Source organism: Micromonospora sp. MGP-C2 (assembly GCF_057766525.1).
Map to the genome: position 1 here is coordinate 4192442 of NZ_JBYMEN010000002.1, position 21962 is coordinate 4214403.

Consider the following 21962-nt stretch of genomic DNA (forward strand, 5'->3'; position numbering starts at 1 on the left):
CCAGAGGCGGAACGTTGCAGATAGACGCGGTAGACCAGCGGATCATTGCGTTACTCGTCGCCGACGCCCGTGCGTCGTACGCCGACATCGGCACGCGGGTGTCACTCTCCGCCCCGGCAGTCAAGCGTCGCGTCGACCGGCTGCGGGCCACCGGCGTGATCAGGGGATTCACCGCCGTCGTGGACCCGGCCGCCGTCGGGTGGACCACGGAGGCGTTCGTCGAGCTGTTCTGCGCCGGCCGGACCACCCCCGCACAGATCGGGGTGGCCGCACGCCGACACCCCGAGGTCGTCGGCGCGTACACGGTCTCCGGGGAGGCGGACGCGCTCGTGCACCTGCGCGCCGCCGACATCGCCCACCTGGAGGCGGCGCTGGAGCGGCTGCGCGCCGAGTCCTTCGTGACCTCCACCCGCAGCACCATCGTGCTCTCCCGGCTGGTCGAATCCCCGGGCGTGGGTCCCTCCACCCGACCTTGACCTCAAGCCCGCTTCAACAGGTGCAATGGTCGTGGCGTGGCACGAGGCCCGCCGAGGCCGAGGGGGACCACATGCGGGCGATCTGGTTGCGGGAGTTCGGCGGGCCCGACGTGCTGGTGCCGGGCACCGCCCGCGACCCGACGCCCGGCCCCGGGCAGGTGCTGATCGACGTCGCGCACGTGAACATCACCTTCGTCGAGACGCAGCAGCGCTCCGGTCGCCCCGGGCCGTTCCAGGTCACCCCACCGCTGATCCCCGGCAACGGCGTCGGCGGGACGATCACCGCCGTCGGGCCGGACGTCGACCCGGCACTGATCGGGCGACGGGTGGTCAGCGCCACCGGCGGCTCCGGCGCCTACGCCGAACGCGCGGTGGTGGACGTGTCCGCACCGATCGAGGTGCCCGCCGGGTTGGCGCTGGACGACGCGGTGGCACTACTGGCCGACGGGCGTACCGCCACCATGCTGATCGAGGCGGTGGGCGTACAACCCGGTGACCGGGTGCTCGTGGAGGCCGCCGCTGGCGGCGTGGGCAGCCTCCTCGTGCAGCTCGCGTCCCGGGCCGGCGCCCGGGTGGTCGGCGTCGCCGGCGGGCCCCGCAAGGTGGAGCTGCTGACCGGCCTGGGCGCCGACCTGGCCGTCGACTACCGCCTGCCCGACTGGGCCGACCGCATCCGAGCTGCGACGGGTGGGGTCGACGTGGTGCTCGACGGGGTCGGCGGGGCGGTGGCCCGAGCGGCATTCGAGCTGCTGGATCCGGGTGGCCGCATGGTCAGCTTCGGATTGGCCAGCGGGGAGTGGTCGCCGGTCTCCGGGGAGGCCGCCACGGCACGGCAGGTCACACTGATCCGGCCGGACGTGCCGCCCGCACGGCTGCGGGCGTACACCGAGCAGGCCCTGGCGGACGCGGCGGCCGGCCGCCTGCGACCGCTGATCGGCCAGCGATTCCCGCTGGACCGCGCCGCCGACGCGCACGCCGCCATCGAGGCGCGCGCGACGGTCGGCAAGACCCTGCTGGACGTGCGCTAGGGCGCGTTTCGGAGGTGTCGGTCGAGCCCAGCACTTCCGAAACGCGCCCTAGAGATACATGCCGGTGCGGTGCTCCGAGTCGTCGCGTCGGACCGGCTTGTCGCCCTCACCGAAGAACCGTTTGCCGCCGAACTCGCCGTGCAGACGGTCGTCCAGCTCGTCGGCGAGACCGGTCATCACCTGCACCGCCAGCATCAGGTGGGTGGCCTGGAAGTTGCGGCCGAAGACCGGGATCGACGCCCAGACCGTGTCGTCGGCGCAGTAGAGACGGCCGATCGGCATCCGGTTGGTCAACTCGGAGAGCTTGACGTAGAGGCGTTCGGTCGGCTCCACCTCGGTGAGAACCGGGGAGAAGACGTCCACCAGAGGTGGATTGTCCCGCACCCGCACGAAGACCATCGCCGAGCCGGCGCGGATGGTGATGTCGCCGTCCGAGTCGATCTGCAACCGGTCGGTGTCCGACTTCAACATCGTGGAGACCACGGTACGGACCCGATCCGCCAGGTCGAGCACGTCGTCCCGCTCGACCTGCGCGGCGGCCGCCTCGGCGAGCGCCTCCTCTAGGTCCGCCTCGACATCGGCGTCCGGGCCGAACTCGCTGCGCGCGGTGCCGAGCGGTTCCGAGGACAGCGGTTCGCCCTCGGCGTCGTGCACCAGATAGACCAGGAAGGCCGGGTGCGGAGCACCGTAGACGTCGCGCAGCGTGCGGGAGAGCAGCGTGGCGACCCTGGTCGACTCGCCCGTCGTGGCGTTCAGCCCGAAGGAACCACCGGAGCCGGGGACCACGCCCGGCGGGGACCAACCGAGCGCGACCATGTCCGCAACCGCGCCCCGGTCCAGTCGGTAGCCCGCCGGCAGGGCGGCGTTTCCCACCGCACGGGCGGACAGCACGCGGTCGGCGTCCACGTCGACGCTGATCGAATAGACAGCGTCTCCGGTGCCGGAGGCGGTCGGGTCCAGCGTCACGTCGAGATGCGCCCCCACCGGAAGGTCCCGCAGTCGCACGGCGAGCGCGCGAGCGAACTCCTGCCACGCCTCGGTCACCTTCGCCCGCAGGTCGGTGGTGCTGGGCTCGTCGAGCAGGATCGATTCCGCCGGCTCAGCCGTAGCGCCAGGCAGCTCACCGTGCGGCGCCGAGGGGTGGTCAGCCGTCATGATCGCCTCCGTCCGTCACGATCACCCTACCCACGCCGCCCGTGGGCCGAATCAGCCCGGACCGGGATCGGACAACGGCGGTCAGGGCGCCGTCGGGTCCGCAGGGTCGGCGCCCAGCTCGACGGGCCAGGTGCCCGCCAGCGCGCTGACCCGGGCCGCGGCGTCGGCCGGGTCCGCCCCTCGACCAACCGCCAACCCCAGGAGGTACGCGGTGACCGGCGCCCCGGGCCGCAGCACCTGGTGGGCGACGTCCCGGGCCAGATCCAGCACCGCCGGCACGGGCACACCGGCCGGGTCCAGATCCAACTCCGTGCACACCGCCGTGACCCAGTCGTCCATCACCGTCATCGCGCCCACTCCTCCGCCCGGCGTACGTCCTCGTCAGTGTCGCAGTCGAACCAGGGCGGCGGGCCGTCGCCGGACCAGGGCACCTCCCGTACGACGAGCCCGGCCAGCAACGCCCGGACCGGTGCCCCGCTCAGGCTGCCGCCGCGCTCGACCGCCAGCCGGTCCAGCCCGGCGCGCAGCGCGGCGACGTGCCAGACACCGCAGAGCGACTGCCGCCGCCCGTCCCCGTCGACGAAGCAGGCCCCGTCGGGCCGTCGCTCGCCACCGCCTGCTGCGGCCTCCTCGGCGACGTGACCCAGCAACTTTCCGATCGCGGAGCGGGTGAGCAGCGGCAGGTCGGCGGCGAGCAGCGCGACAAGTGCCGTGTCGGGATCCAGCAGCGCCAGGCCGGCAGCCGCCGCGGCGACCGGCCCGCCGCCGGGTGGCTCCTCCCGGATGACCCGCACGCCTGCGGGGACGGCGTCGGCCGAACCGACCAGCACCCGGAGCGTGGCATCGCTGACGGCGGCCAGCACCCGGTCGCGCATCGGCCGGCCACCGACCGGAAGCGCGGGTTTGTCGACTCCGCCCATCCGTCGGGCGGCCCCACCCGCGAGCACCACGGCGGCGTACGTCCCCATCCGGCCACCGTAGCCGTGTGGACGCCCCGGCGGCGCTGGCCGTGTGGATGCCCAGACGCGCTCGCTGCCGGTGCCTGGTGGCCGGTGGCCGTGCGGGCGTGCCGGCCTGGGGTGGAGGATGGCGGGATGGGACGGGCAACTGATCGACGGGGCGTACTCCGGATCGACCTGGACGCGGCGACTGACGGACGCGGGTCGGTCCGCCGACCCGACACGCTCGCGGTGGAGGAGCCGCTGGAGATCCGGGTCGGTGCGGCCGGTCCCGGCCGCCGGCGACCGCTCGCCGTCACGATGCGCACCCCGGGCGACGACCTGGACCTGGCCATCGGGTTCCTGCTGACCGAGGGGCTGATCCGGTCGACCGATGACGTGTTGACCGCGCAGCTCTGCGCCGGCGCGGAGACGCCGAACACGTACAACGTGGTGGACGTGGTGCTCGCGCCCGGTGTGCCGGAACCGACCACCGATCCGTCCCGGAACTTCTACACGACCAGTTCCTGCGGGGTCTGCGGCAAGGCCAGCATCGACGCGGTCCGCACCCGGTCGCTGTTCCCGGTCTTGGAGGATCCGCTCAGCGTGCCGGCCGCCCTCCTCACCGAACTGCCGGACCGGCTGCGCGCCGCCCAGCGCGGCTTCGATCGGACCGGCGGACTCCACGCGGCGGGGCTGTTCACCCCGGACGGTGAGCTGGTGGTGCTCCGGGAGGACGTGGGCCGGCACAACGCCGTGGACAAGGTGATCGGCTGGGCGGTGCGGGAACGGCGGCTGCCGCTGGCCGGGCACCTGTTGCTGGTCTCCGGGCGGGCCAGCTTCGAGTTGACCCAGAAGGCGTGGATGGCGGGGTTGCCGCTGCTGGCTGCGGTGTCCGCGCCGAGCACCCTCGCCGCCGAGTTGGCCGAGGAGGCCGGCATGACGCTGGTCGGCTTCCTGCGCGGCAACACCATGAACGTCTACGCCCGTCCCGAACGGGTCACAGTCTGATCACCAGATCGTCGAGCAGCCCCAGCCGGATCACGGCATCGCGGGCAACCAGGAAACCGGCGATGCCGAGGACCCAGCCGAGCATGCCGCCGGAGTGGCGTGCGATCCAGCCGTTGAGCCGCACCAGCACCGGCTCGACCAGCCTCGGCCACGCCATTCGCGCCCCGAGCAGCAGCACCGCAGGCAGGACCATGACCAGGCAGTAGGCAGCGAGCAACCCCACGATCTCCGCAGCACCGATCCCGGAGGTGGTCAGCAGACCGACCGCACCGAGGTACGGCAGCATCGTCGCCACCTCCGCGAGCGCGGCGAGTAGCGCCAGACCCACCAGCCAGCGCATCGAGGAGTCACCGGCGGTGACCCGGTCCCGCCACCGCAGCACCCCGCCGCCGCGTGGCCGTCGTTTCCCGTCGTACCGGAAGCTGAGAGCGAACAGGGCAACGCCGAGAACGAGCTGCGCCCAGAGCACCGGCCGGTTGTCCATCGCCCCGCCGAGGACGTCGGCCAACTGGCTGCCACCCACGGCGAGCAGCAGCCCGACGGCGAAGTAGAAGAGGGCGATGGTGCCCAGGTAGACGAGGATCCGCCGCGCGTTGACCGTGCCGGGCGCGAGCAGCAGCCAGATCGGGATGAAGAGGGTGCCGATGCTGGTGCTGTCGATCAACGCCAGCCCGGCCAGCGGCAGCAGCAATTCGGGGGTCACGAGATCATTCTCCGGTGGTTGTGGCGCTGCCGCGTCGGCCGTGGACAGGAGCACCGCCTACATCCTTCGACGGATGCCCTGGACCTTCGCGCACGGATCGGTGATCGACTCGGGTTCGTTGAACTCGGGGTATCGCGGAAGCGGGGACACCCCGAGTTCCGGAAAGCGGAGTCGATCAAGCCCGAGTCGATCAAGCCGGCCCGCCGCCCACCTGGACGCCGCACGCCGATGGCCTCGCCGCCGGGTCGCCAGGTCAGGCCAGGTCGAGGATGCTCCAGTTGGTCGGCAGCACCTTCGCCGCCAGCTTGGGCTGCACTGTCGCGTAGTGCGCCTCGTGGGTGAGTGCCGCACTGGCGGCCTGACCCAGCGAGATGTCTCCATCAACGGCACGGGCCAACGTGCCGGTGTCCCGCACCTCGGCTGCGTCGAGCGGCAGCAGACAGATCACCGGCGCGCTCATCATCAGGGCCAGCAGCGCCGCGCCGACCTCGTCGCCCGCGCCCGCGATGGCGGCCGCCAGACAGGCGGCCGGGACGGCAACCTGCCTGCCCTCGTCGGCGACCTCCAGCATCAGCTCCCCTACCGAGACGTTGCCCTCGATGTAGGCCGTCAACGCCGACGCGTCGAACACGGCCGCGATCTGATCGCTCATCCGGCCCGTCCCAGCATCCGGCGGCCCTCCGCCAGTGCGTCCGCCGGAATCGGTGTGGCCAGTCGCGCCCGCCACCGCGCCCGGCCCGCCTCGGTCGGCTCAATGCCGGCTCGCCGCAGCACCTCGTGAAGATGCCCGGCGGCCATCTGGGCACGCACCGCAGCGGTGATCGCGGCCGAGACGTTGGGCTGCTGGTCGAGCCACTCCGCGACGTCGTCGGGGAGGCTCACGGAGCGCTTCACGGTCATGCCCGGCAGCCTACCCACTCTGGTAGCACCCACGGTATTACCACGCTGGTCAGCGGCGGCCACGTCGGCTCCGTCTGCGGGGACGGACCACGCCCGGCATTCCGACCGACGGCCAGCCGTCCAGCTCGGACGGGGGCACGCCGCGGCGGAGCAGGTCGTCGAGCAGCACGGCGAGCGAGTAGTCCGGGTGCAGGCTCAACGTGCGTTCCAGTGCGACCGCCGCCAACGCCCCCTGCCCCGCTCGCCACGCCGCGAACGCCAGCAGCGCGCCCGGGGCGGCAACCAACTCCGGCTCGACCCGACGCAGCACGTCGGTCCAGAGGGCGATGTCCCGGTCCCGACCGTCGGTGCGTTCCCAGGCGTGGTCGCGGACCGGCAGGTGGGTCATCAGCAGGCTCAACCAGGCCACCTCGTCGTCGTCGAGCCGCTCACCACGTCGCTGCCGGCGCTGGGCCTCGCGGACCGCCGTCACCCCGGCGGAACGCACCGCACGACCGCCGAGCAGATCACTCTCGGGCGCCTGCTCGATCAGCTCGGCCAGCCTCAGCCGGGCCCGAGCGGTCGCCGCGCGCGCATCCTCCCGGGCCGAGCCGTCCACGGGTGACACCTGCGCCACGAGGGCGGCCCGGTCGGGGAGCGCGACCTGGCCGGCGAAGACAGCGGATGCGGTCAACGGATTGGCGTCGGGGTCGTAGCGCCGGCCCTCGGGTGGGCAGCAGTCGGGCTCGGTGCAGAGATAGGACCACCACCGGCCGTCGGTCACCCGCAGCGCGTCGAGCACGTCCATCCCGCCGGCGCTCAGTGCGGCGCGCACCGCGTCCACGGCCGGCGTCACCCGATCGGGTTGCCCGTAGCCGACCACGGTGGCGGCCTCCGCGCCCTGCCGGCGGATCACACCGGCCAGGTGCCGGGCCCGCTCGACCTGGTCGGTCGACGGGTCGGGCAGGTCCGCACGAGCGGCGAAGATGATCTGCCGACCGAGCAACGCCACGGCGACCACGCTGTCGGTGGGATGAAAGCCGAGCAGGTACGGCACCGCGGCGATCAGGTCGGCGGGTGAGCGGACGGCGAGCTGGGGGCGGTCGGTCGAGGTCATGACGGAAGCGTGCGGCGGGTCCGCCCGGATCGACAGCCCCTGTGGATGACACGCGGCTTATCCACAGCTACTCAGCGTGTTTTCCCTGTTCAGCCCGCACCTACGGGTTGCCGGAACGGTGTGGGTGTCCTCGGGCGGGACCGTGCTGTCGTGGGGAGCGGTTACGGTGCGCTGATGGACCTGGCGTACCTGCGCGCGTACCCGGCACACCTGCCGACCTTCCGGACCCATCAGCGGCTCCGGGAGACGCCGGTGGCCGGCGGAAACATCTGTGCTGCCGCCCGGCTCACCCTGGACGACGGCCACTCCGTCTTCGCCAAGTCCTGGCCGGAGGGGGCCGACCGACCGGCACCGGAGGGCTTCTTCGCCGCCGAGGCGGCCGGCCTGCGCTGGCTGCGGGAGGCCGGCGCTGTCGGCGTACCCGAGGTGGTCGTGGCATTGCCGGACCTGCTGGCGCTCGACTGGGTGGAGCCCGGCGAGCCGACGCCGGAGGCCGCGGACCGCTTCGGCCGTGAGTTGGCCGAGCTGCACCGGGCGGGTGCGGCCACCTTCGGCGCCGCGTGGACCGGTTTCATCGGGTCACTTCCCCAGGACAACACCCCGACCGACGGGCCCTGGTCGACGTGGTTCGCCGAGCGACGCCTCACCCCCTACCTGCGGCGCTCGGTCGACGCCGCTGCGCTGACCAGCGCCGACGTCACAGTGGTCGAGCGGGTGATCGAGCGGGTCGGTGGGCTCGGCGGCGACGAGCCACCCGCCCGCATCCACGGCGACCTGTGGCCGGGCAACGTGCTGTGGGGCGCCGACGACCGGGCCTGGCTCGTCGACCCGGCGGCGCACGGCGGGCACCGGGAAACGGATCTTGCCCAGCTCGCCCTCTTCGGCGGCATCCCCCACCTGGATCGGGTGCTGGCCGCCTATCAGGAGAGCTGGCCGTTGCCGGACGGCTGGCGCGAGCGGGTGCCACTGCATCAACTGCATCTGCTGCTCGTGCACACCGCCCTGTTCGGCGGCAGTTACCGAGATGTGGTGTTCCAGACCGCCCGTGCCGCCCTGGGCGGCGCCGAGCGCGCTACGGTCGACAGGTGAGCGCCGCCCCGGGGACCAACGGGGTCCTCGTCGACCGGTACGGCCGCGTCGCCCGGGACCTGCGCGTGTCCCTCACCGACAAGTGCAACCTGCGCTGCACCTACTGCATGCCGGCCGAAGGTCTGCCCTGGCTGGCCGGCCCCGAGTTGCTGACCGACGAGGAGATCGTCCGGCTGGTCCGGGTGGCCGTCGAACGGCTCGGTGTGACCGAGGTGCGGTTCACCGGGGGTGAGCCGCTGATCCGGCCCGGGCTGGTCGGCATCGTGACCGCGGTCGCCGCGTTGCAGCCCCGCCCCCGGATCTCGCTGACCACCAACGGCATCGGGCTGGACCGGCTGGCCCCGGCGCTGAGCGCCGCCGGCCTCGACCGGGTGAACGTCTCACTGGACACTCTGGACGCGGACCGGTTCACGCGGCTCACTCGCCGTCCCCGCCTCGACGCGGTGCTGGCGGGGCTCGCCGGTGCGGCGGCCGCCGGGCTCAGTCCCGTGAAGATCAATTCTGTGCTGATGCGCGGTGTCAACGAGGACGAGGCGCCGGCCCTGCTGCGCTTCGCCCTCGACCACGACTATCAGCTGCGAATCATCGAGCAGATGCCGTTGGACGCCCAGCACGGCTGGGACCGCAGCACGATGGTCACCGCGGAGGAGATCCTGACCTCCCTGCGGACCGCCTTCGACCTCGGTCCCGACCCGGCGGAGCGCGGCGCGGCACCCGCGGAGACCTGGCTGGTCGACGGCGGCCCCGCCCGGGTCGGTGTGATCGCCAGCGTCACCCGCCCCTTCTGCGGAGACTGCGACCGCACCCGGTTGACGGCGGACGGCCAGGTCCGCGCCTGTCTCTTCGCCACCGAGGAGTCCGACCTGCGTGCCGCGCTGCGCACCGGCTCGGACGACGACGAGCTGGCCCGACGCTGGCGCACCGCGATGTGGGGCAAGCGCGCCGGGCACGGCATCGACGACCCCACCTTCCTCCAGCCGACCCGGCCGATGTCCGCGATCGGGGGCTGAGCCGTGACCCCGGGCCCGCTGACCGTCCGCTACTTCGCGGGCGCCCGCGCCGCCGCCGGCCAGACCGAGGAGGTCCTGCCCGCCGGCCGGTCCCTCGACGACCTCACGGCCGAGTTGGTGCGGCGCCACGGCGACCGGCTCGCCGTAGTGCTGCGAGTGGCGAGTTTCCTGGTGGACGGCGTCACCTGTCATGATCGTCAGGCACCCCTGCCGGCCGGGGCCACGATCGATGTCCTGCCCCCGTTCGCGGGCGGCTGAGGGAGGCGCACGCATGTTGGCGGTTCTGGGGTTCGTGGCCGTCCTGGCCCTGATCACCGGCTTGATCCACCTCTACCTGTGGAAGCGGCTCGTTCGGGACACCACCACACCGGGCCGCTGGCGCCGGATCGGCGCGGTCGCCGCCCTGGTGCTGGCGCTGCTCGTGCCGGTCACCCTCGCCGGGACGCAGGCCGGGCTCTACTGGCTCGCCTGGCCGGGCTACGTGTGGCTCGCGCTGATGTTCTACCTGCTCGTCGTGCTGATCGTGCTCGAAGTGCCGATGCTGGTCACCCGGCTGGTGCTGCGTCGCCGGGTGGTCGCCGCGGAGCCGACCGCCCCCGCACCCGAGCCGGTGCTGGTCGGTGCCGCCGGGCCGACCGACCCGCCGGCCGCCGGCGCCGTCGCGGCACCGGATCACGACCCGGCCCGCCGGCTGCTGCTGGCCCGTGGGGCGGCCATCTTCGCCGGCCTCACCGCTGCCGGCACCGTGGGGTATGGCGTCCGCACCGCCCTCGGCCCACCACGACTCGACCGGGTGCAGATCCCGCTCGCCAAGCTCCCCCGCAGCATGGACGGCCTGCGCATCGCCACCGTCTCCGACATCCACCTCGGTCCGCTGCGCGGCCGCGCGCACACCGAGCGGATCGTCGCCGCGATCAACCGCCTCGACGCGGACCTGGTCGCGGTCGTCGGGGACCTGGTCGACGGCTCGGTCGCCGAACTCGGCTCGGCCGCGGCGCCGCTGCGCGACCTGCGCTCCCGTTACGGCAGCTTCTTCGTCACCGGCAACCACGAGTACTACTCGGGGGTGGAGGAGTGGGTCCAGGAGGTCGACCGTCTGGGCCTGCGGGTCCTGCAGAACCGGCGTCAGGAGATCCAGGCCCGGGGTGGCGTGCTGGACCTGGCCGGCGTGAACGACCTGGACGCCACCGGAGACAGCGGCCTGGCGGCCGGGCCGGACTTCGCCGCCGCGCTCGGTGACCGTGATCCGAGTCGCCCGGTGGTGCTGCTCGCCCACCAGCCGCTGGCCGCGGTTGAGGCGGCCCGGTACGGCGTCGACCTGCAACTGTCCGGGCACACCCACGGTGGGCAGATGGTGCCGTTCAACCTGGCCGTGCGGCTGGAGCAGCCGGTGGTCAGCGGGCTCGGCGAGGTCGACGGGACCAAGGTCTACGTGACCAACGGCGCCGGTTTCTGGGGGCCACCCGTCCGGGTCGGTGCCGAGCCGCAGATCAGTCTGGTCGAGTTGCGCTCGGCATAGCGGACGTCACGTCCGCGCGTGGCGGCGGGCGGCCGGCGCGGCGGGCGTGACAGGATGCGGCGTGCCTCCGTTCAGCGCCGTACCCCCCGGTGGCCTCCCGCCATTCGTCGCGGACCTGCACATCCACTCGAAATACTCGCGCGCGTGCAGCCGCGACCTCACGCTGCCGAATCTCGCGTGGTGGGCCCGGCGTAAGGGCATCGGTCTGCTCGGCACCGGCGACTTCACCCACCCCGCCTGGTACGACCACCTGCGGGAGACCCTGCGCCCGGCGGAGCCGGGTTTGTACCGGCTGGACGCCGAGGCGGAACGGGACATCGCCCGCCGGCTGCCGCCGCGGCTCGCCGGGACGGCGGAGGCGGACCCGGTCCGGTTCATGCTGAGCGTGGAGATCTCCACCATCTACAAGCGGGACGACCGGACCCGCAAGGTGCACCACCTGATCTACCTGCCGGACCTGGACGCGGTGGCGCGGTTCAACACCGCGCTCGGCCGGATCGGCAACCTCGGCTCGGACGGCCGGCCGATCCTCGGCCTGGACTCCCGCGACCTGCTGGAGATCACCCTGGAGGCCAGCCCGGACGGCTACCTGGTGCCGGCGCACATCTGGACGCCGTGGTTCTCCGCGCTGGGCTCGAAGTCTGGCTTCGACGCGATCGCGGACTGCTACGCCGACCTGGCCGAGCACATCTTCGCCGTGGAGACCGGTCTCTCCTCCGACCCGGCGATGAACTGGCGGGTCGGCAGCCTGGACGGCTACCAACTGGTGTCCAACTCGGACGCGCACTCCCCGCCGGCCCTGGGCCGGGAGGCGACGGTGCTGACCGCCGAGCGGGACTACTTCGCCGTCCGGGAGGCGCTGCGGACCGGCGACGGCCTGGCCGGCACGATCGAGTTCTTCCCGGAGGAGGGCAAGTACCACGCGGACGGGCACCGGCTGTGTGGGGTCAACTGGTCCCCGGAGCGCACTCGCGCGGCTGGCGGGCGCTGCCCCGAGTGCGGCAAGCCGCTCACCGTGGGCGTCCTCAGCCGCATCGAGGAGCTGGCCGACCGACCGCAGGGGCACCGGCCGGCGCACGCCCGGGACGTCACCCACCTGGTGCCGCTGGCCGAGATCCTCGGCGAGATCAACAAGGTGGGTGCCCGGTCGAAGAAGGTCGAGGGGCGGTTCAACGAGCTTCTCGCCGCGCTCGGCCCTGAGCTGGAGATCCTGACCACCACGCCACTGAGCGACATCGCGCAGGCGGGTGGCGAGCTGCTCGCGGAGGGCATCGGACGGTTGCGGCGCGGCGACGTCCGCCGGGTGCCGGGTTACGACGGCGAGTACGGGGTGATCACCCTCTTCGACCCGGCCGAGCTGGGCGCCCACGCGGGCACGGCACAGGAGACGCTGTTCGACGTACCCGTGCCGGCGCAGCGGCGACCCGCGGAGCCGGCGGCCAACGCCACGGCCAGGCGCCCGGCGGCGGCCAGGGCGGAGCCGAAGCGCAAGCCGGCCCCGGCGCCGCCGATCGCGTCGCCGCCGTCTCCCCACGAACCGTTCGAGCCGATGCTCTCCGGCATGGAGGAGGTCGGCACCGGCCTGCTGGACCGGCTGGACGCGATGCAGCGGGTGGCCGCCTCCGCACCCGGTGGTCCGCTGCTCATCGTGGCTGGTCCGGGCACCGGCAAGACCCGGACGCTCACCCACCGGATCGCGTATCTCTGCGCGGAGCTGAACGTCTTCCCCGAGCACTGCCTGGCGATCACGTTCACCCGCCGGGCAGCCGAGGAGCTGCGGCACCGCCTCGACGCCCTGCTCGGCCCGGTCGCCGAGGACGTCACCGTCGGTACGTTCCACGCGCTGGGGTTGACCATCCTGCGGGAGAACGCGGACGCGGCCGGCCTGCCGGTCGACTTCCGCATCGCCGACGACGCCGAGCGCGCGGCCGCCCGCGCGGAGGCGGGCGACGACAACGCCAGCTACGCGGCGCTGCTGCGCAAGCAGGACCTGGTCGACCTGGACGAGCTGGTGAGCCTGCCGGTGGAGTTGCTGCGGGCCGATCGGAAGCTGGTCGCGCGCTACCGGGACCGCTGGCAGTGGATCTTCGTCGACGAGTACCAGGACGTGGACGCGACGCAGTACGAGCTGCTGCGGCTGCTCAGCCCGGCGGACGGCAACCTGTGCGCGATTGGCGACCCAGATCAGGCGATCTACTCGTTCCGGGGCGCCGACGTCGGCTACTTCCTGCGCTTCTCCGCGGACTTCACGGACGCGCGGTTGGTGCGGCTCAACCGCAACTACCGCTCGTCGGCGCCGATCCTGGCCGCCGCCGTGCAGGCCATCGCACCGTCCTCGCTGGTTCGTGGCCGGCGTCTGGACCCGGCCCGGCTCGACCCGGAGGCCCCGCTGGTCGGGCGCTACCCGGCGGCGTCGGTGGCCGAGGAGGCCGACTTCGTGGTCCGTACCGTCGACGAACTGGTCGGCGGGCTGTCCCACCGCTCGCTGGACTCGGGCCGGATCGACGGCCGGTCCACCTCGTTGTCCTTCTCCGACATCGCCGTGCTGTACCGCACCGACGCGCAGGCCGCGCCGGTCGTCGACGCCCTGACCCGGGCCAACATCCCGGTGCAGAAGCGGTCACACGACCGGCTGCGGGACCGGCCCGGGGTGGCGGCCATCGCCCGCGAGCTGCGGCACGCCGACGGGCTGGCGGGCTCGCTGGCCGCCCGGGTGCGGCTGGCCGGCCAGGTGGTCGCGGAGCGGTTCGCCGTGCCCACCCTGGACGGCGCCGCCAGCACGGTCCGTCCGGATGACGTCCGCTCGGCCGTGGACCTGCTGACCCCGCTGGCCCGGCGCTGCGGCGACGACCTGGAGACGTTCCTGTCGCAACTGGCCACCGGAGCGGAGGTGGACGCGCTCGATCCGCGCGCGGAGGCGGTCACGCTGCTCACCCTGCACGCCGCGAAGGGCCTGGAATTCCCGGTGGTCTTCCTGGTCGGCGTCGAGGACGGGTTGCTGCCGCTGCGCTGGCCGGGCTCCACGCCCGACGAGGACGCGGTCGCAGAGGAGCGGCGGCTCTTCTTCGTCGGCCTGACCCGCGCCCAGGACCGGCTGTACGTCACGCACGCGGCCCGGCGGACCCGGCACGGTGTGGAGCGGGACTGCGCCCCGTCGCCGTTCCTCGGCGTCATCGACCCCGGCCTGTTCGAGCGGTTCGGTGAGGCAGAGCCGCGCCGTCCGAAGGACCGCCAGCTCCGGTTGATCTGACGATCGCCACGCCGTCCCGGCCACGGTGCCGGCGATCTGTCCGGTGGGGCGCCGGGGCATCACCCTGAGGAACGCCGGTCAGCCGACGAGCACGCCGAGCCACGCGCCAGCGAGCAGAGCCGGCCCGAGTGGCAGCAGCGTGTCCCGGCGTACCCGTTGCGCCGCGAGCAGACCGAGCACCAGAGCACCGTGCAGCACATGCGCCAGGATCAGCCCGGTGAGCAGGGCGTCCCGGCCCAGGCAGCCAAGCGGCAGGCCGAGGACGGCAGCGAGTTTCACGTCTCCGAAGCCCAGCCGGGAGCCGGGGAGCAGGGCCAGCAGCACGTGCGCCGCCCCGGCGACGACCGAGCCGGCCAGCGCGCCGAGCAGCCGGTCCGGGTCGTCGGCCAGCACCGCCACGCCGGTCAGGCCGGCGAGGGCCAGCAGCCCGGCGGCGAGGACGAGCGGGTTGGGCAGCCGCAGGCAGGCCAGGTCGACCGCGGCCAGCACCAGCCCCACCGCCGCCAACGCGAGGAACACCGGCAGCGCCGGGTCGTCACCCCGAGCGACGGCGAGGCTGCCGTACACGACGGCCGCCACCGTCGGGCCGAGCAGGACCCAGGCACCGCGCACAGGTCGCGGCCGGGCCGGCGGGGTCGCGAAACGCCGGGCCAGCGGGGGTACGACGAGACCGACCAGCCCGCCGAGCAACGCCACCCCCACCAGTGCAGCGGTCGGCATGAGCCGGACGTTAGCTGTGGTCGCCCGTCGGCGCGGTCCCCGATCGCGCTTCCGCGCTCACCCGACGGGGGCGTTCGGTGCTCACCACCAGGGCCACCCCGGCGACGATGACCGCACCACCGAGCAGCACCTGCGGGGTGATCGGCTCGGCGACCAGCAGCGCGCCGAGGGCCACCGCGACCGCCGGGTTGACGTAGGCGTAGGTGGACACCAGCGAGATGGGCGCGTTGTGCAGCAGCCAGACGTAGGCGGTGAACGCCACCAGCGAGCCGGCCACCATGAGGTAGCCCAACGCCAGCCAGGATCGGGTGCTGACCGCGGCCGGGTGGAAGTCCCCCAACTCGCCCCGACCGGCGGCGACGACGGCCAACACCAGCGCGCCGGCCACCATCTCGTACACCGTGGCCACGAAGGGGTCGGCCGGCATCCGGATCCGTCCGGACAGGAACGACCCGACCGACCATGAGGTGGCCGCTGCCACCACGGTCAACGCCCCCACCAGCGGTACGGCGTCCGAGCTGCCGGCGGGCAGCACCAGCAGGACCAGACCGGCGAAACCCACTGTGACCCCGGCGAACGTCCAGAGCGGCGGCCGGTCGGAGTTGGCGGAGCGCAACAGCACCACGAGCAGCGGGACGGTCGCGACCAGCAGCGCGGCGATGCCGGAGGGCACCGCCACCCCGGGCGGTCCGGATTCGGCGAGCACCACCAGTCCGTTGCCGCCGGCGAGCAGGAGCACCCCGACCAGCGCGGCGGAGCCGAGTTGCCGGCGGTCCACCCGCAGTGCGCCGGGTCCTCGGCGGAGCCGCAGCACCGCCGCCAGGATCAGCCCGGCCACGGCGAACCGCAGTGCGGCCGACAGCAGCGGCGGCAGCGTCTCCACTGTGATGCGGATGGCCAGATACGTGGAACCCCAGAGCAGGTAGACCACGATCAACGCGGTCCAGATCAGGGTCGGCGTGGCGCCGGCGCGGCGGCCGGCGAGGGCTGCGGCGCTCGGTGGAGGTGAGCTCATCAGTGGACCACGCTACGGTGACCTCGGAGTCGGCGTCCCGCATTGGTGGCCGGCCTCTCACCACTCGTGCAGGAGGGCGGCATGACGAACTACGGACCACCGGGTGGCGGCAACCCGGGACCGTGGCGTGGACAACGACCCGACGAGACGCCCGGACGGCCGGTGCAGCAGCCATACCCGCCAGCAGCCGAGCCCTACCCGCCGGCGGTCCCGTCCTACCCGCACGCACCCCAGGGGCATCCCGGGCCGTACAACGGCCCACCCGCCGCGCCCTACGGTGGCGGAGCGCAGCCGCCCTACGGCCGTGAGCAGGGTGCCCCCTACGGCGGGGCCGAGACGCCCCACGGTCGCGAACCCGGTGCGCCCTACGGCGGCTCGTACGGGTCGACAGGGGTGAACGCAACGTACGGCGGGCAGCCGTACCGGCCGGAGGGCGATCCGTACGGCGGCGATCCCTACGGTGGCGATCCCGCTCCGGCACCGCGCCGGCGCGGTCGAGGGCCGCTGATCGCGGTGCTGGCCGTCGTACTGCTGCTGGTGGTGGCCGGCGGTGCGTTCTGGTTCCTGCGCGGGCAGGGCGACGACGCGGCACCGGTGGCCGCGCCGTCCGGTTCGGCCGTCGCCGGTGAGCCCAGCGCGGGCACGGACGCTGCCGAGCCGGCGCCGAGTGCCGCAGCGCCGGAGTCGTCGGCCGATCCCCGCTTCGCCAAGGTCGGCCAGTGCGTCCGTAACGAGGGCGCCGCAGGCGGCAAGCCCAAGTTGGTGATCAGCGGTTGCGCCGCGAAGTCGTACGAGGTGCTGAGCCGGATCGACGGCGCCACCAGCGGCGAGCGGGACGCCGAGGCCAAGTGCGGCAAGGTCGAGGGCTATACGAACTGGTACTTCTTCGACAGCGAGCTGGACACTCTCGACTTCGTCCTCTGCCTCAAGCAACGCTGAGACCACCCGGGGATGACATGACGACCTACGGACCAGCGGGCTCCGGTCAGCCGGACGACCCTTACCAACGCCCACCCACCGGGTCCGGCGGCTCGCCACCGGTCGATCCGACAGTGCCCCAGTGGGGCCCGCCGCCGCCCGCCGAGGATCCGACCCGGCAGGAGTGGGGCCCGGCGCCGAGCGGTGGGGAGCCGCCCACCGCGCCGATGTGGGCACCGCCGACCGCCAACCCGGAGCCGCCGACCGCGCCGATGTGGGCGCCCCCGCCCACTTCCGGCCCGGGCTATCCACCGCCCGGTCCGTTCCCGCCCGCCGGTCCGTTGCCGGGTCAGCAGCCCGCGCCATGGGGTCAACCGGCTCCCGGCGGCTACGGGATGCCGCCCGCCGCGCCGGTGAAGAAGACCGGCGGCAGGGTCGCCCTCATCGTCACGCTGGTGGTGCTGCTCGTGCTCTGCCCGTGCCTCGGCCTGGCCGGTTGGGCGGTCTGGAAGATCGCCGACGCCAGCGACGACGTCACGCCCAGGCCGTCGAGCGCGCCGGTCTTTCCGCCCGCCCTGCCCAGCGACGCACCGCCGTCGGCGGCACCGACCCCGGCCCGGGAGTTCGCCAGGGGCGACTGTGTGGTGAACGAGGGCACCGAGGAAAACGCGGAGCTGCGCAAGGTGCCGTGCGGTCCGGACACCTACCAGGTGCTGCTGCGGATTCCGGCGACCACCGACGGGGACCGGTGCGAGACGCTCGCGCCGCAGGCGACCGCGAACTACGTGCACGACAACTCGGTCGACCTGTTCGACTACGTGCTCTGTCTGAAGAAGCGGTAGCTCACGATTGCCGAAACTAGGGCTGTCTAGCGTCCAAGCTAGACAGCCCTAGTTTTGTCTCGACGGTGTCGACACGCCGGTAGCCCCATCTATCCATGTCTAGCCCCGCAGCTAGATGGCCCGATACTCTCCGATGCGTGGATCCGGTCCGCAACCCGTACGCGCCGGGCGCCGGCCAGCGCCCGCCCGAACTCGCCGGGCGGGGGCGGGAGCTGGACGTCTTCGACATCGTGCTGGAACGCATCGCACGAGGGCGCCCCGAACGCAGCCTGATGCTCACCGGGCTGCGTGGCGTCGGCAAGACGGTCCTGCTCAACACGCTCCGGTCGCAGGCGATCAACCGCCTCTGGGGCAGCGGCAAGATCGAGGCACGTCCGGACCAGTCGTTGCGTCGCCCGGTCGCCGCCGCGCTGCACATGGCGGTCCGGGAGCTCGCCCCCCGACACCGCGCGCCAGATCGGATCGACGCGTTCCTCGGCGTCCTCAAGGCCTTCGCCCAACGATCCGCCCCGACCGGCCGGGCCGGTGCCGCCCCTAAACTGCGCGACCGGTGGCAACCCGGCATCGACGTGCCGGCGGCCAGCGGCCGGGCCGACTCCGGCGACATCGAGATCGACCTGGTCGAGTTGCTCAGCGACGCCGCCGCGGTGGCCAGTGACGTGGGCACCGGCATCGCCATCTTCATCGACGAGATGCAGGATCTCGGCCCGGAGGACGTGTCGGCGCTCTGCGCCGCCTGTCACGAGCTGTCCCAGCTCGGAGCGCCACTGATCGTCGTCGGCGCCGGCCTGCCGCACCTGCCGGCGGTGCTCAGCGCCGCCAAGTCCTACTCCGAACGGTTGTTCCGCTACCAGCGCATCGACCGGCTCGACCGGATCGCCGCCGACCAGGCGCTCTGCGCGCCCGCCGAACGTGAGGAGGTCGAGTACGAGCAGAAGGCACTCGACCTGCTCTACGAGAAGTCCGGCGGCTATCCCTACTTCGTCCAGGCGTACGGCAAGGCGACCTGGGATCACGCCCCGCGCTCGCCGATCACCGCCGCCGACGTACGGGTCGCCGCGCCCGAGGCGGAGGCCGAGCTGGCGGTCGGGTTCTTCGGCTCCCGGTTCGAACGGGCCACCCCCGCCGAACGCGAGTACATGCGGGCGATGGCCACGATGTCCGCGGTCGAGGGCGAGTCCGGAGCGGTGGTCCGCGACGACATGGATGCGGCCGTGCCCACCGCCGAGATCGCCCGCGCCCTCGGTCGCAAGCCCGCCAGCCTCTCGCCGGCGCGGGACGCGCTGATCAAGAAGGGGCTCATCTACTCCGGTGAGCGGGGCACTGTCGCCTTCACCGTGCCGCACTTCGGCAGGTACCTGCGCACCCAACCGGCCTGACCGCCGACCGGGGCGACAGGGTCAGACCTTCGACCAGGGCGTCGGAAAGAGCACTTCGCCGCGGGGAGGAGGGCCCTCCTCGCTGGTGGACGGCGGCAGCACCAACGCCTGCCAGGGCTCACCGAGACCAGCCCACGGGCCTGTCAGGCCCAGCTCCGTTGCCGGGCTGAAGCCGAACCGGCGGTAGAAGGCCGGGTCACCGAGGACCACGACCAGCCGCTCGCCCAGCTCGGTGGAGGCGTCCAGTGCGGCCTGCACGACCGCCGTGCCGTGCCCGACGCGCTGCCGGTGCGGTGCGACCGCCACCGGGCCGAGGGCCAGCACGGGCACGTCCGAGCCTCGCTCGGGCCGCACACGCACCCGGGTGAGCAGCGCGTACCCGACCACCTCGCCGCCGTACTCGGCGACCATGGCCAGCTGCGGCAGCCAGGCGGGGGTGCCGCGCAACTCGTCGACCAGGATCACCTCCGGCGGCGTTGCCACGTCGGGGCGGGCGAAGGCGGCGGCCAGCACTCGGCGTACCGGGCCGGCGTCGGCCGGGTCCTCGGGGCGTAGCCGCAGCGTGGTCACCCGCGCGACGTTACCCTCCGCAGCCGGTCCATCCGTGACGGTCGCTCGAATCGGCGTGGCGCACGTGTACGAGCACCGATCCGATCCGGCCGTTGGCGGGGTAGCAAACGTCGCGAAGGGGTATGACTGATCCATGACGCCCGTACGCTCCCTCGCCCGAGTCATGCTGAGCGGCATTTTCGTGGTCAGCGGTTACCGCAACCTCCGTTCCCCGGAGCGGCTGGCCAAGAAGGCCGAGCCAGTGACCGACCGGGTGGCCCCGGCAATGCAGAAGTTGAACCCCCGTCTCCCCACCGACACCGTGCAGCTGATCCGCCTCAACTCGGCGGTGCAGCTCGGTGCCGGGTTGATGCTCGCCACCGGACGGCTCACCCGGCCCGCCGCGCTGGTCCTCGCCGGCACGATTGTGCCGACGACCATCGCCGGGCATCCCTTCTGGAACGACGAGGACCCGGTCACCCGTGACACGAACAAGGTCCACTTCCTGAAGAACCTCGGTCTCCTCGGGGGTCTGCTGCTGGCCGCGGCCGACACCGAGGGCAAGCCGGGTCTGCGTTGGCGCACCGGCCACCGCATCGGCCACTCTCGACGTTCCATGCAGCGCGCCGTCCGTACGGCCCGGCGCGAGGCCCGGATCGCCGTCCGATCCGCCTCCACCGCACGTCGACTCCCCGGCTGACCTGCGTCGATCCGTCTCCGTGCCACCCCCACCCCCCGCTAAGGCCGCGAATTACCTGAACCACCCGGTAGGCGTTAACGCGGTGGAAATGTCAAAAACATGTGTGGGATCGGACACGGTCGCATAACGCGGGAGGCACTGACGTGAGGCGCCGTTCTAGGCTCCGTGCAGGACCTGGACGGGTAGGACGACCTTGGTATGGGGGTGGCCACGCCATGCCGACGGCTGTCGGTAGACGGGCGGACCGCCTCGCCCCAATCCAACGCGTGACGCGTGGGATCGATCGCAGGAACGTCGTACGGGGCGCCATCGTGGCCGCCGTCGCCTACGCCGCATGGCTTGCCATCGGCACCTTCGGGCGGCCGTACAACTTCTTCGACATGAAGATCTATCACGGTGCCGTGGTGTGGTGGGCGAGCGGTCATGAGCTCTATGAGTTCATCGCGCCCGGAACCACACTCGGTTTCACCTACCCGCCCTTCGCCGGCCTGGTCATGCTGCCGATGGCGCAGCTCCCGATCGGCATGGCCGGCATGGTCAACGCCGCCGCCAGCATCGCCGCGTTGGCGCTGGTGCTGGCCGGGTTGCTCCGCCCCATCGTGGATCGGCTGGCGTGGCCACTGTGGTTCGTCGTGGCCCTGGCGGTGCCGCTCGCGGTCGCCATCGAGCCGGCCCGGGAGACCCTCGGCTACGGCCAGGTCAACATCCTGCTGTTCGCGTTGATCATGGCGGACCTGATCGGCCTGCGCTGGCGCTCCCGCCGGGGCACCCACTACTCCGCGACCGACGGTCCCCTGCTGCGCTTCCTCTACGGCGGCGCCTGGGCTGGCGCGGGCATCGGCCTGGCCACCGCGGTCAAGCTCACCCCGGCACTGTTCATCGCCTACCTGCTGATCACCCGCCAGTGGCGGGTGGCAGCCACCGCCATCGGCACCACGATCGGCGTGACGGTGGCGAGCTTCGCGATCGTCGGTGACGAGTCGCGGGCGTACTTCGGCAGTGTGCTCTGGCAGACCGAACGGGTCGGCGCGGCGGACATGACACCCAACCAGTCCCTCGCCGGTCTGCTCGCCCGGCTGTACGACTCGATCGAAACCCCCGGGCTGCTCTGGTTCGCCTTCTCGGTGCTGATCCTGGCGCTGGGCCTGTCCCGGGCGGCGAGTTCCCGTGCCGACGGTGATGAGCTGACCGCGTTCACGCTGGTCGGTCTGACCGCGAACGTGATCAGCCCGATCTCCTGGACCCACCACCTGGTCTGGGTGATCCCGGCGATCATCGTGCTGGCCGACGCCGCCGTGCGCCGCCGGGAGGCCAGTCGGGGGATGCCGCAGCGCACCGGCCAGGGGACGGTGTTCGGCGGGCTGCCCGGGCTCAACGGGCTCCGCCCACCGATCTGGTATCCCACTCTGACCGGGCTCCGTCACGGGGTCGCCGCGATCGGGCTCTATCTGCTCTTCCTGATCTCCCCGATCTGGCCGTACGAGCACCAGCTACCGGAGATGTCGCACTACCAGGACGGCCTTTTCGGAGCGCTGATGGAAAACTCGCTCGCGGTCGCGCTGATCGTGCTCGTCGCCGCGCTGCCCTGGCGGCCCGGTGCGGAGCCGGCGTTCTACGGCGACCGGATCACCAGGGCCGTGCTGGTCAACGGCCGCCGCTGAACG

The 21962-nt window shown here is 72.7% G+C and carries 23 protein-coding genes; 13 read left to right on the forward strand and 10 right to left on the reverse strand.

Annotation, left to right across the window (positions count from 1 at the left end; genetic code table 11):
• Positions 1-14 precede the first annotated feature (14 nt).
• Positions 15-476 carry an Lrp/AsnC family transcriptional regulator gene (locus AC3CF1_RS19180; protein ID WP_088950743.1) on the forward strand — a complete coding sequence of 154 codons (462 nt, stop codon included), beginning with the start codon at positions 15-17 and terminating at the stop codon, positions 474-476.
• A 71-nt stretch (positions 477-547) separates the two neighbouring features.
• Positions 548-1504: a zinc-binding dehydrogenase gene (locus tag AC3CF1_RS19185; RefSeq protein ID WP_488450967.1), complete on the forward strand. Its 957-nt coding sequence runs from the start codon at positions 548-550 to the stop codon at positions 1502-1504.
• Between the two features lie 48 nt (positions 1505-1552).
• Here the strand turns inward: AC3CF1_RS19185 and AC3CF1_RS19190 are convergent, their stop codons facing one another.
• The 3 genes from AC3CF1_RS19190 to mobA all read right to left on the reverse strand — a co-directional run bounded on the left by AC3CF1_RS19190 (position 1553) and on the right by mobA (position 3627).
• Complete coding sequence (locus AC3CF1_RS19190; protein WP_488450968.1) at positions 1553-2659, reverse strand: T3SS (YopN, CesT) and YbjN peptide-binding chaperone 1; 1107 nt, start codon at positions 2657-2659, stop codon at positions 1553-1555.
• Between the two features lie 81 nt (positions 2660-2740).
• Positions 2741-3007, reverse strand: a complete 267-nt coding sequence (locus AC3CF1_RS19195; RefSeq protein WP_088952096.1) for a DUF6457 domain-containing protein — start codon at positions 3005-3007, stop codon at positions 2741-2743.
• The gene (mobA, locus tag AC3CF1_RS19200; RefSeq protein ID WP_488450969.1) at positions 3004-3627 is read right to left on the reverse strand and encodes a molybdenum cofactor guanylyltransferase; all 624 of its coding nucleotides are present in this window, start codon (positions 3625-3627) and stop codon (positions 3004-3006) included. Before mobA ends, AC3CF1_RS19195 begins: the two co-directional genes overlap by 4 nt.
• Before the next feature lie 126 nt (positions 3628-3753).
• Here mobA and fdhD point away from each other — a divergent pair, with 126 nt between their 5' ends.
• Positions 3754-4608, forward strand: coding sequence for a formate dehydrogenase accessory sulfurtransferase FdhD (gene fdhD / locus AC3CF1_RS19205; protein ID WP_488450970.1), 855 nt, complete (start codon positions 3754-3756; stop codon positions 4606-4608).
• Here fdhD and AC3CF1_RS19210 read toward each other — a convergent pair.
• The 4 genes from AC3CF1_RS19210 to AC3CF1_RS19225 all read right to left on the reverse strand — a co-directional run bounded on the left by AC3CF1_RS19210 (position 4598) and on the right by AC3CF1_RS19225 (position 7307).
• Complete coding sequence (locus tag AC3CF1_RS19210; protein ID WP_354983262.1) at positions 4598-5311, reverse strand: GAP family protein; 714 nt, start codon at positions 5309-5311, stop codon at positions 4598-4600. The genes fdhD and AC3CF1_RS19210 overlap by 11 nt on opposite strands.
• Positions 5312-5564: 253 nt before the next feature.
• The gene (locus tag AC3CF1_RS19215; RefSeq protein ID WP_088950749.1) at positions 5565-5963 is read right to left on the reverse strand and encodes a hypothetical protein; all 399 of its coding nucleotides are present in this window, start codon (positions 5961-5963) and stop codon (positions 5565-5567) included.
• Positions 5960-6211, reverse strand: coding sequence for a hypothetical protein (locus tag AC3CF1_RS19220; protein ID WP_088950750.1), 252 nt, complete (start codon positions 6209-6211; stop codon positions 5960-5962). The genes AC3CF1_RS19215 and AC3CF1_RS19220 overlap by 4 nt, the downstream gene beginning before the upstream one ends.
• Positions 6212-6260: 49 nt before the next feature.
• Positions 6261-7307, reverse strand: coding sequence for a DUF4192 domain-containing protein (locus AC3CF1_RS19225; RefSeq protein ID WP_099849427.1), 1047 nt, complete (start codon positions 7305-7307; stop codon positions 6261-6263).
• Positions 7308-7481: 174 nt separating this feature from the next.
• On the opposite strand from AC3CF1_RS19225, the gene AC3CF1_RS19230 reads away from it, so the two are divergent.
• From AC3CF1_RS19230 to AC3CF1_RS19250, 5 genes are all read left to right on the forward strand, one after another.
• Positions 7482-8396, forward strand: coding sequence for a fructosamine kinase family protein (locus AC3CF1_RS19230; RefSeq protein ID WP_488452104.1), 915 nt, complete (start codon positions 7482-7484; stop codon positions 8394-8396).
• The gene (gene moaA / locus AC3CF1_RS19235; protein ID WP_488450971.1) at positions 8393-9406 is read left to right on the forward strand and encodes a GTP 3',8-cyclase MoaA; all 1014 of its coding nucleotides are present in this window, start codon (positions 8393-8395) and stop codon (positions 9404-9406) included. Before AC3CF1_RS19230 ends, moaA begins: the two co-directional genes overlap by 4 nt.
• Before the next feature lie 3 nt (positions 9407-9409).
• Positions 9410-9664 carry a MoaD/ThiS family protein gene (locus AC3CF1_RS19240; protein ID WP_488450972.1) on the forward strand — a complete coding sequence of 85 codons (255 nt, stop codon included), beginning with the start codon at positions 9410-9412 and terminating at the stop codon, positions 9662-9664.
• Positions 9665-9677: 13 nt separating this feature from the next.
• Complete coding sequence (locus AC3CF1_RS19245) at positions 9678-10925, forward strand: metallophosphoesterase (protein WP_488450973.1); 1248 nt, start codon at positions 9678-9680, stop codon at positions 10923-10925.
• 61 nt (positions 10926-10986) lie between these two features.
• Positions 10987-14175: a UvrD-helicase domain-containing protein gene (locus AC3CF1_RS19250; RefSeq protein WP_488450974.1), complete on the forward strand. Its 3189-nt coding sequence runs from the start codon at positions 10987-10989 to the stop codon at positions 14173-14175.
• A 78-nt stretch (positions 14176-14253) separates the two neighbouring features.
• Here the strand turns inward: AC3CF1_RS19250 and AC3CF1_RS19255 are convergent, their stop codons facing one another.
• Together AC3CF1_RS19255 and AC3CF1_RS19260 are read right to left on the reverse strand one after the other, a co-directional pair.
• Entirely contained in the window at positions 14254-14895 is a 642-nt protein-coding gene (locus AC3CF1_RS19255; RefSeq protein ID WP_488450975.1) for a prepilin peptidase, read from the reverse strand.
• Between the two features lie 10 nt (positions 14896-14905).
• A complete protein-coding gene (locus tag AC3CF1_RS19260; protein WP_354983256.1) occupies positions 14906-15910 on the reverse strand; it encodes an EamA family transporter in 1005 nt (334 codons plus the stop codon).
• A 393-nt stretch (positions 15911-16303) separates the two neighbouring features.
• Here AC3CF1_RS19260 and AC3CF1_RS19265 point away from each other — a divergent pair, with 393 nt between their 5' ends.
• From AC3CF1_RS19265 to AC3CF1_RS19275, 3 genes are all read left to right on the forward strand, one after another.
• Positions 16304-16849: an LppU/SCO3897 family protein gene (locus AC3CF1_RS19265; RefSeq protein ID WP_354983340.1), complete on the forward strand. Its 546-nt coding sequence runs from the start codon at positions 16304-16306 to the stop codon at positions 16847-16849.
• Between the two features lie 374 nt (positions 16850-17223).
• Positions 17224-17670 carry an LppU/SCO3897 family protein gene (locus AC3CF1_RS19270; protein ID WP_354983339.1) on the forward strand — a complete coding sequence of 149 codons (447 nt, stop codon included), beginning with the start codon at positions 17224-17226 and terminating at the stop codon, positions 17668-17670.
• 137 nt (positions 17671-17807) lie between these two features.
• A complete protein-coding gene (locus AC3CF1_RS19275; protein WP_099849437.1) occupies positions 17808-19049 on the forward strand; it encodes an ATP-binding protein in 1242 nt (413 codons plus the stop codon).
• A 21-nt stretch (positions 19050-19070) separates the two neighbouring features.
• Here AC3CF1_RS19275 and AC3CF1_RS19280 read toward each other — a convergent pair whose 3' ends face one another.
• Positions 19071-19619 (reverse strand): GNAT family N-acetyltransferase, encoded by a 549-nt coding sequence (locus AC3CF1_RS19280; RefSeq protein ID WP_099849439.1) that lies wholly within the window; start codon positions 19617-19619, stop codon positions 19071-19073.
• A 133-nt stretch (positions 19620-19752) separates the two neighbouring features.
• On the opposite strand from AC3CF1_RS19280, the gene AC3CF1_RS19285 reads away from it, so the two are divergent.
• Entirely contained in the window at positions 19753-20298 is a 546-nt protein-coding gene (locus AC3CF1_RS19285; protein WP_355160620.1) for a DoxX family protein, read from the forward strand.
• A gap of 215 nt (positions 20299-20513) precedes the next feature.
• Positions 20514-21959, forward strand: coding sequence for a glycosyltransferase 87 family protein (locus AC3CF1_RS19290; RefSeq protein WP_354983254.1), 1446 nt, complete (start codon positions 20514-20516; stop codon positions 21957-21959).
• The last annotated feature ends 3 nt before the right edge of the window (positions 21960-21962 follow it).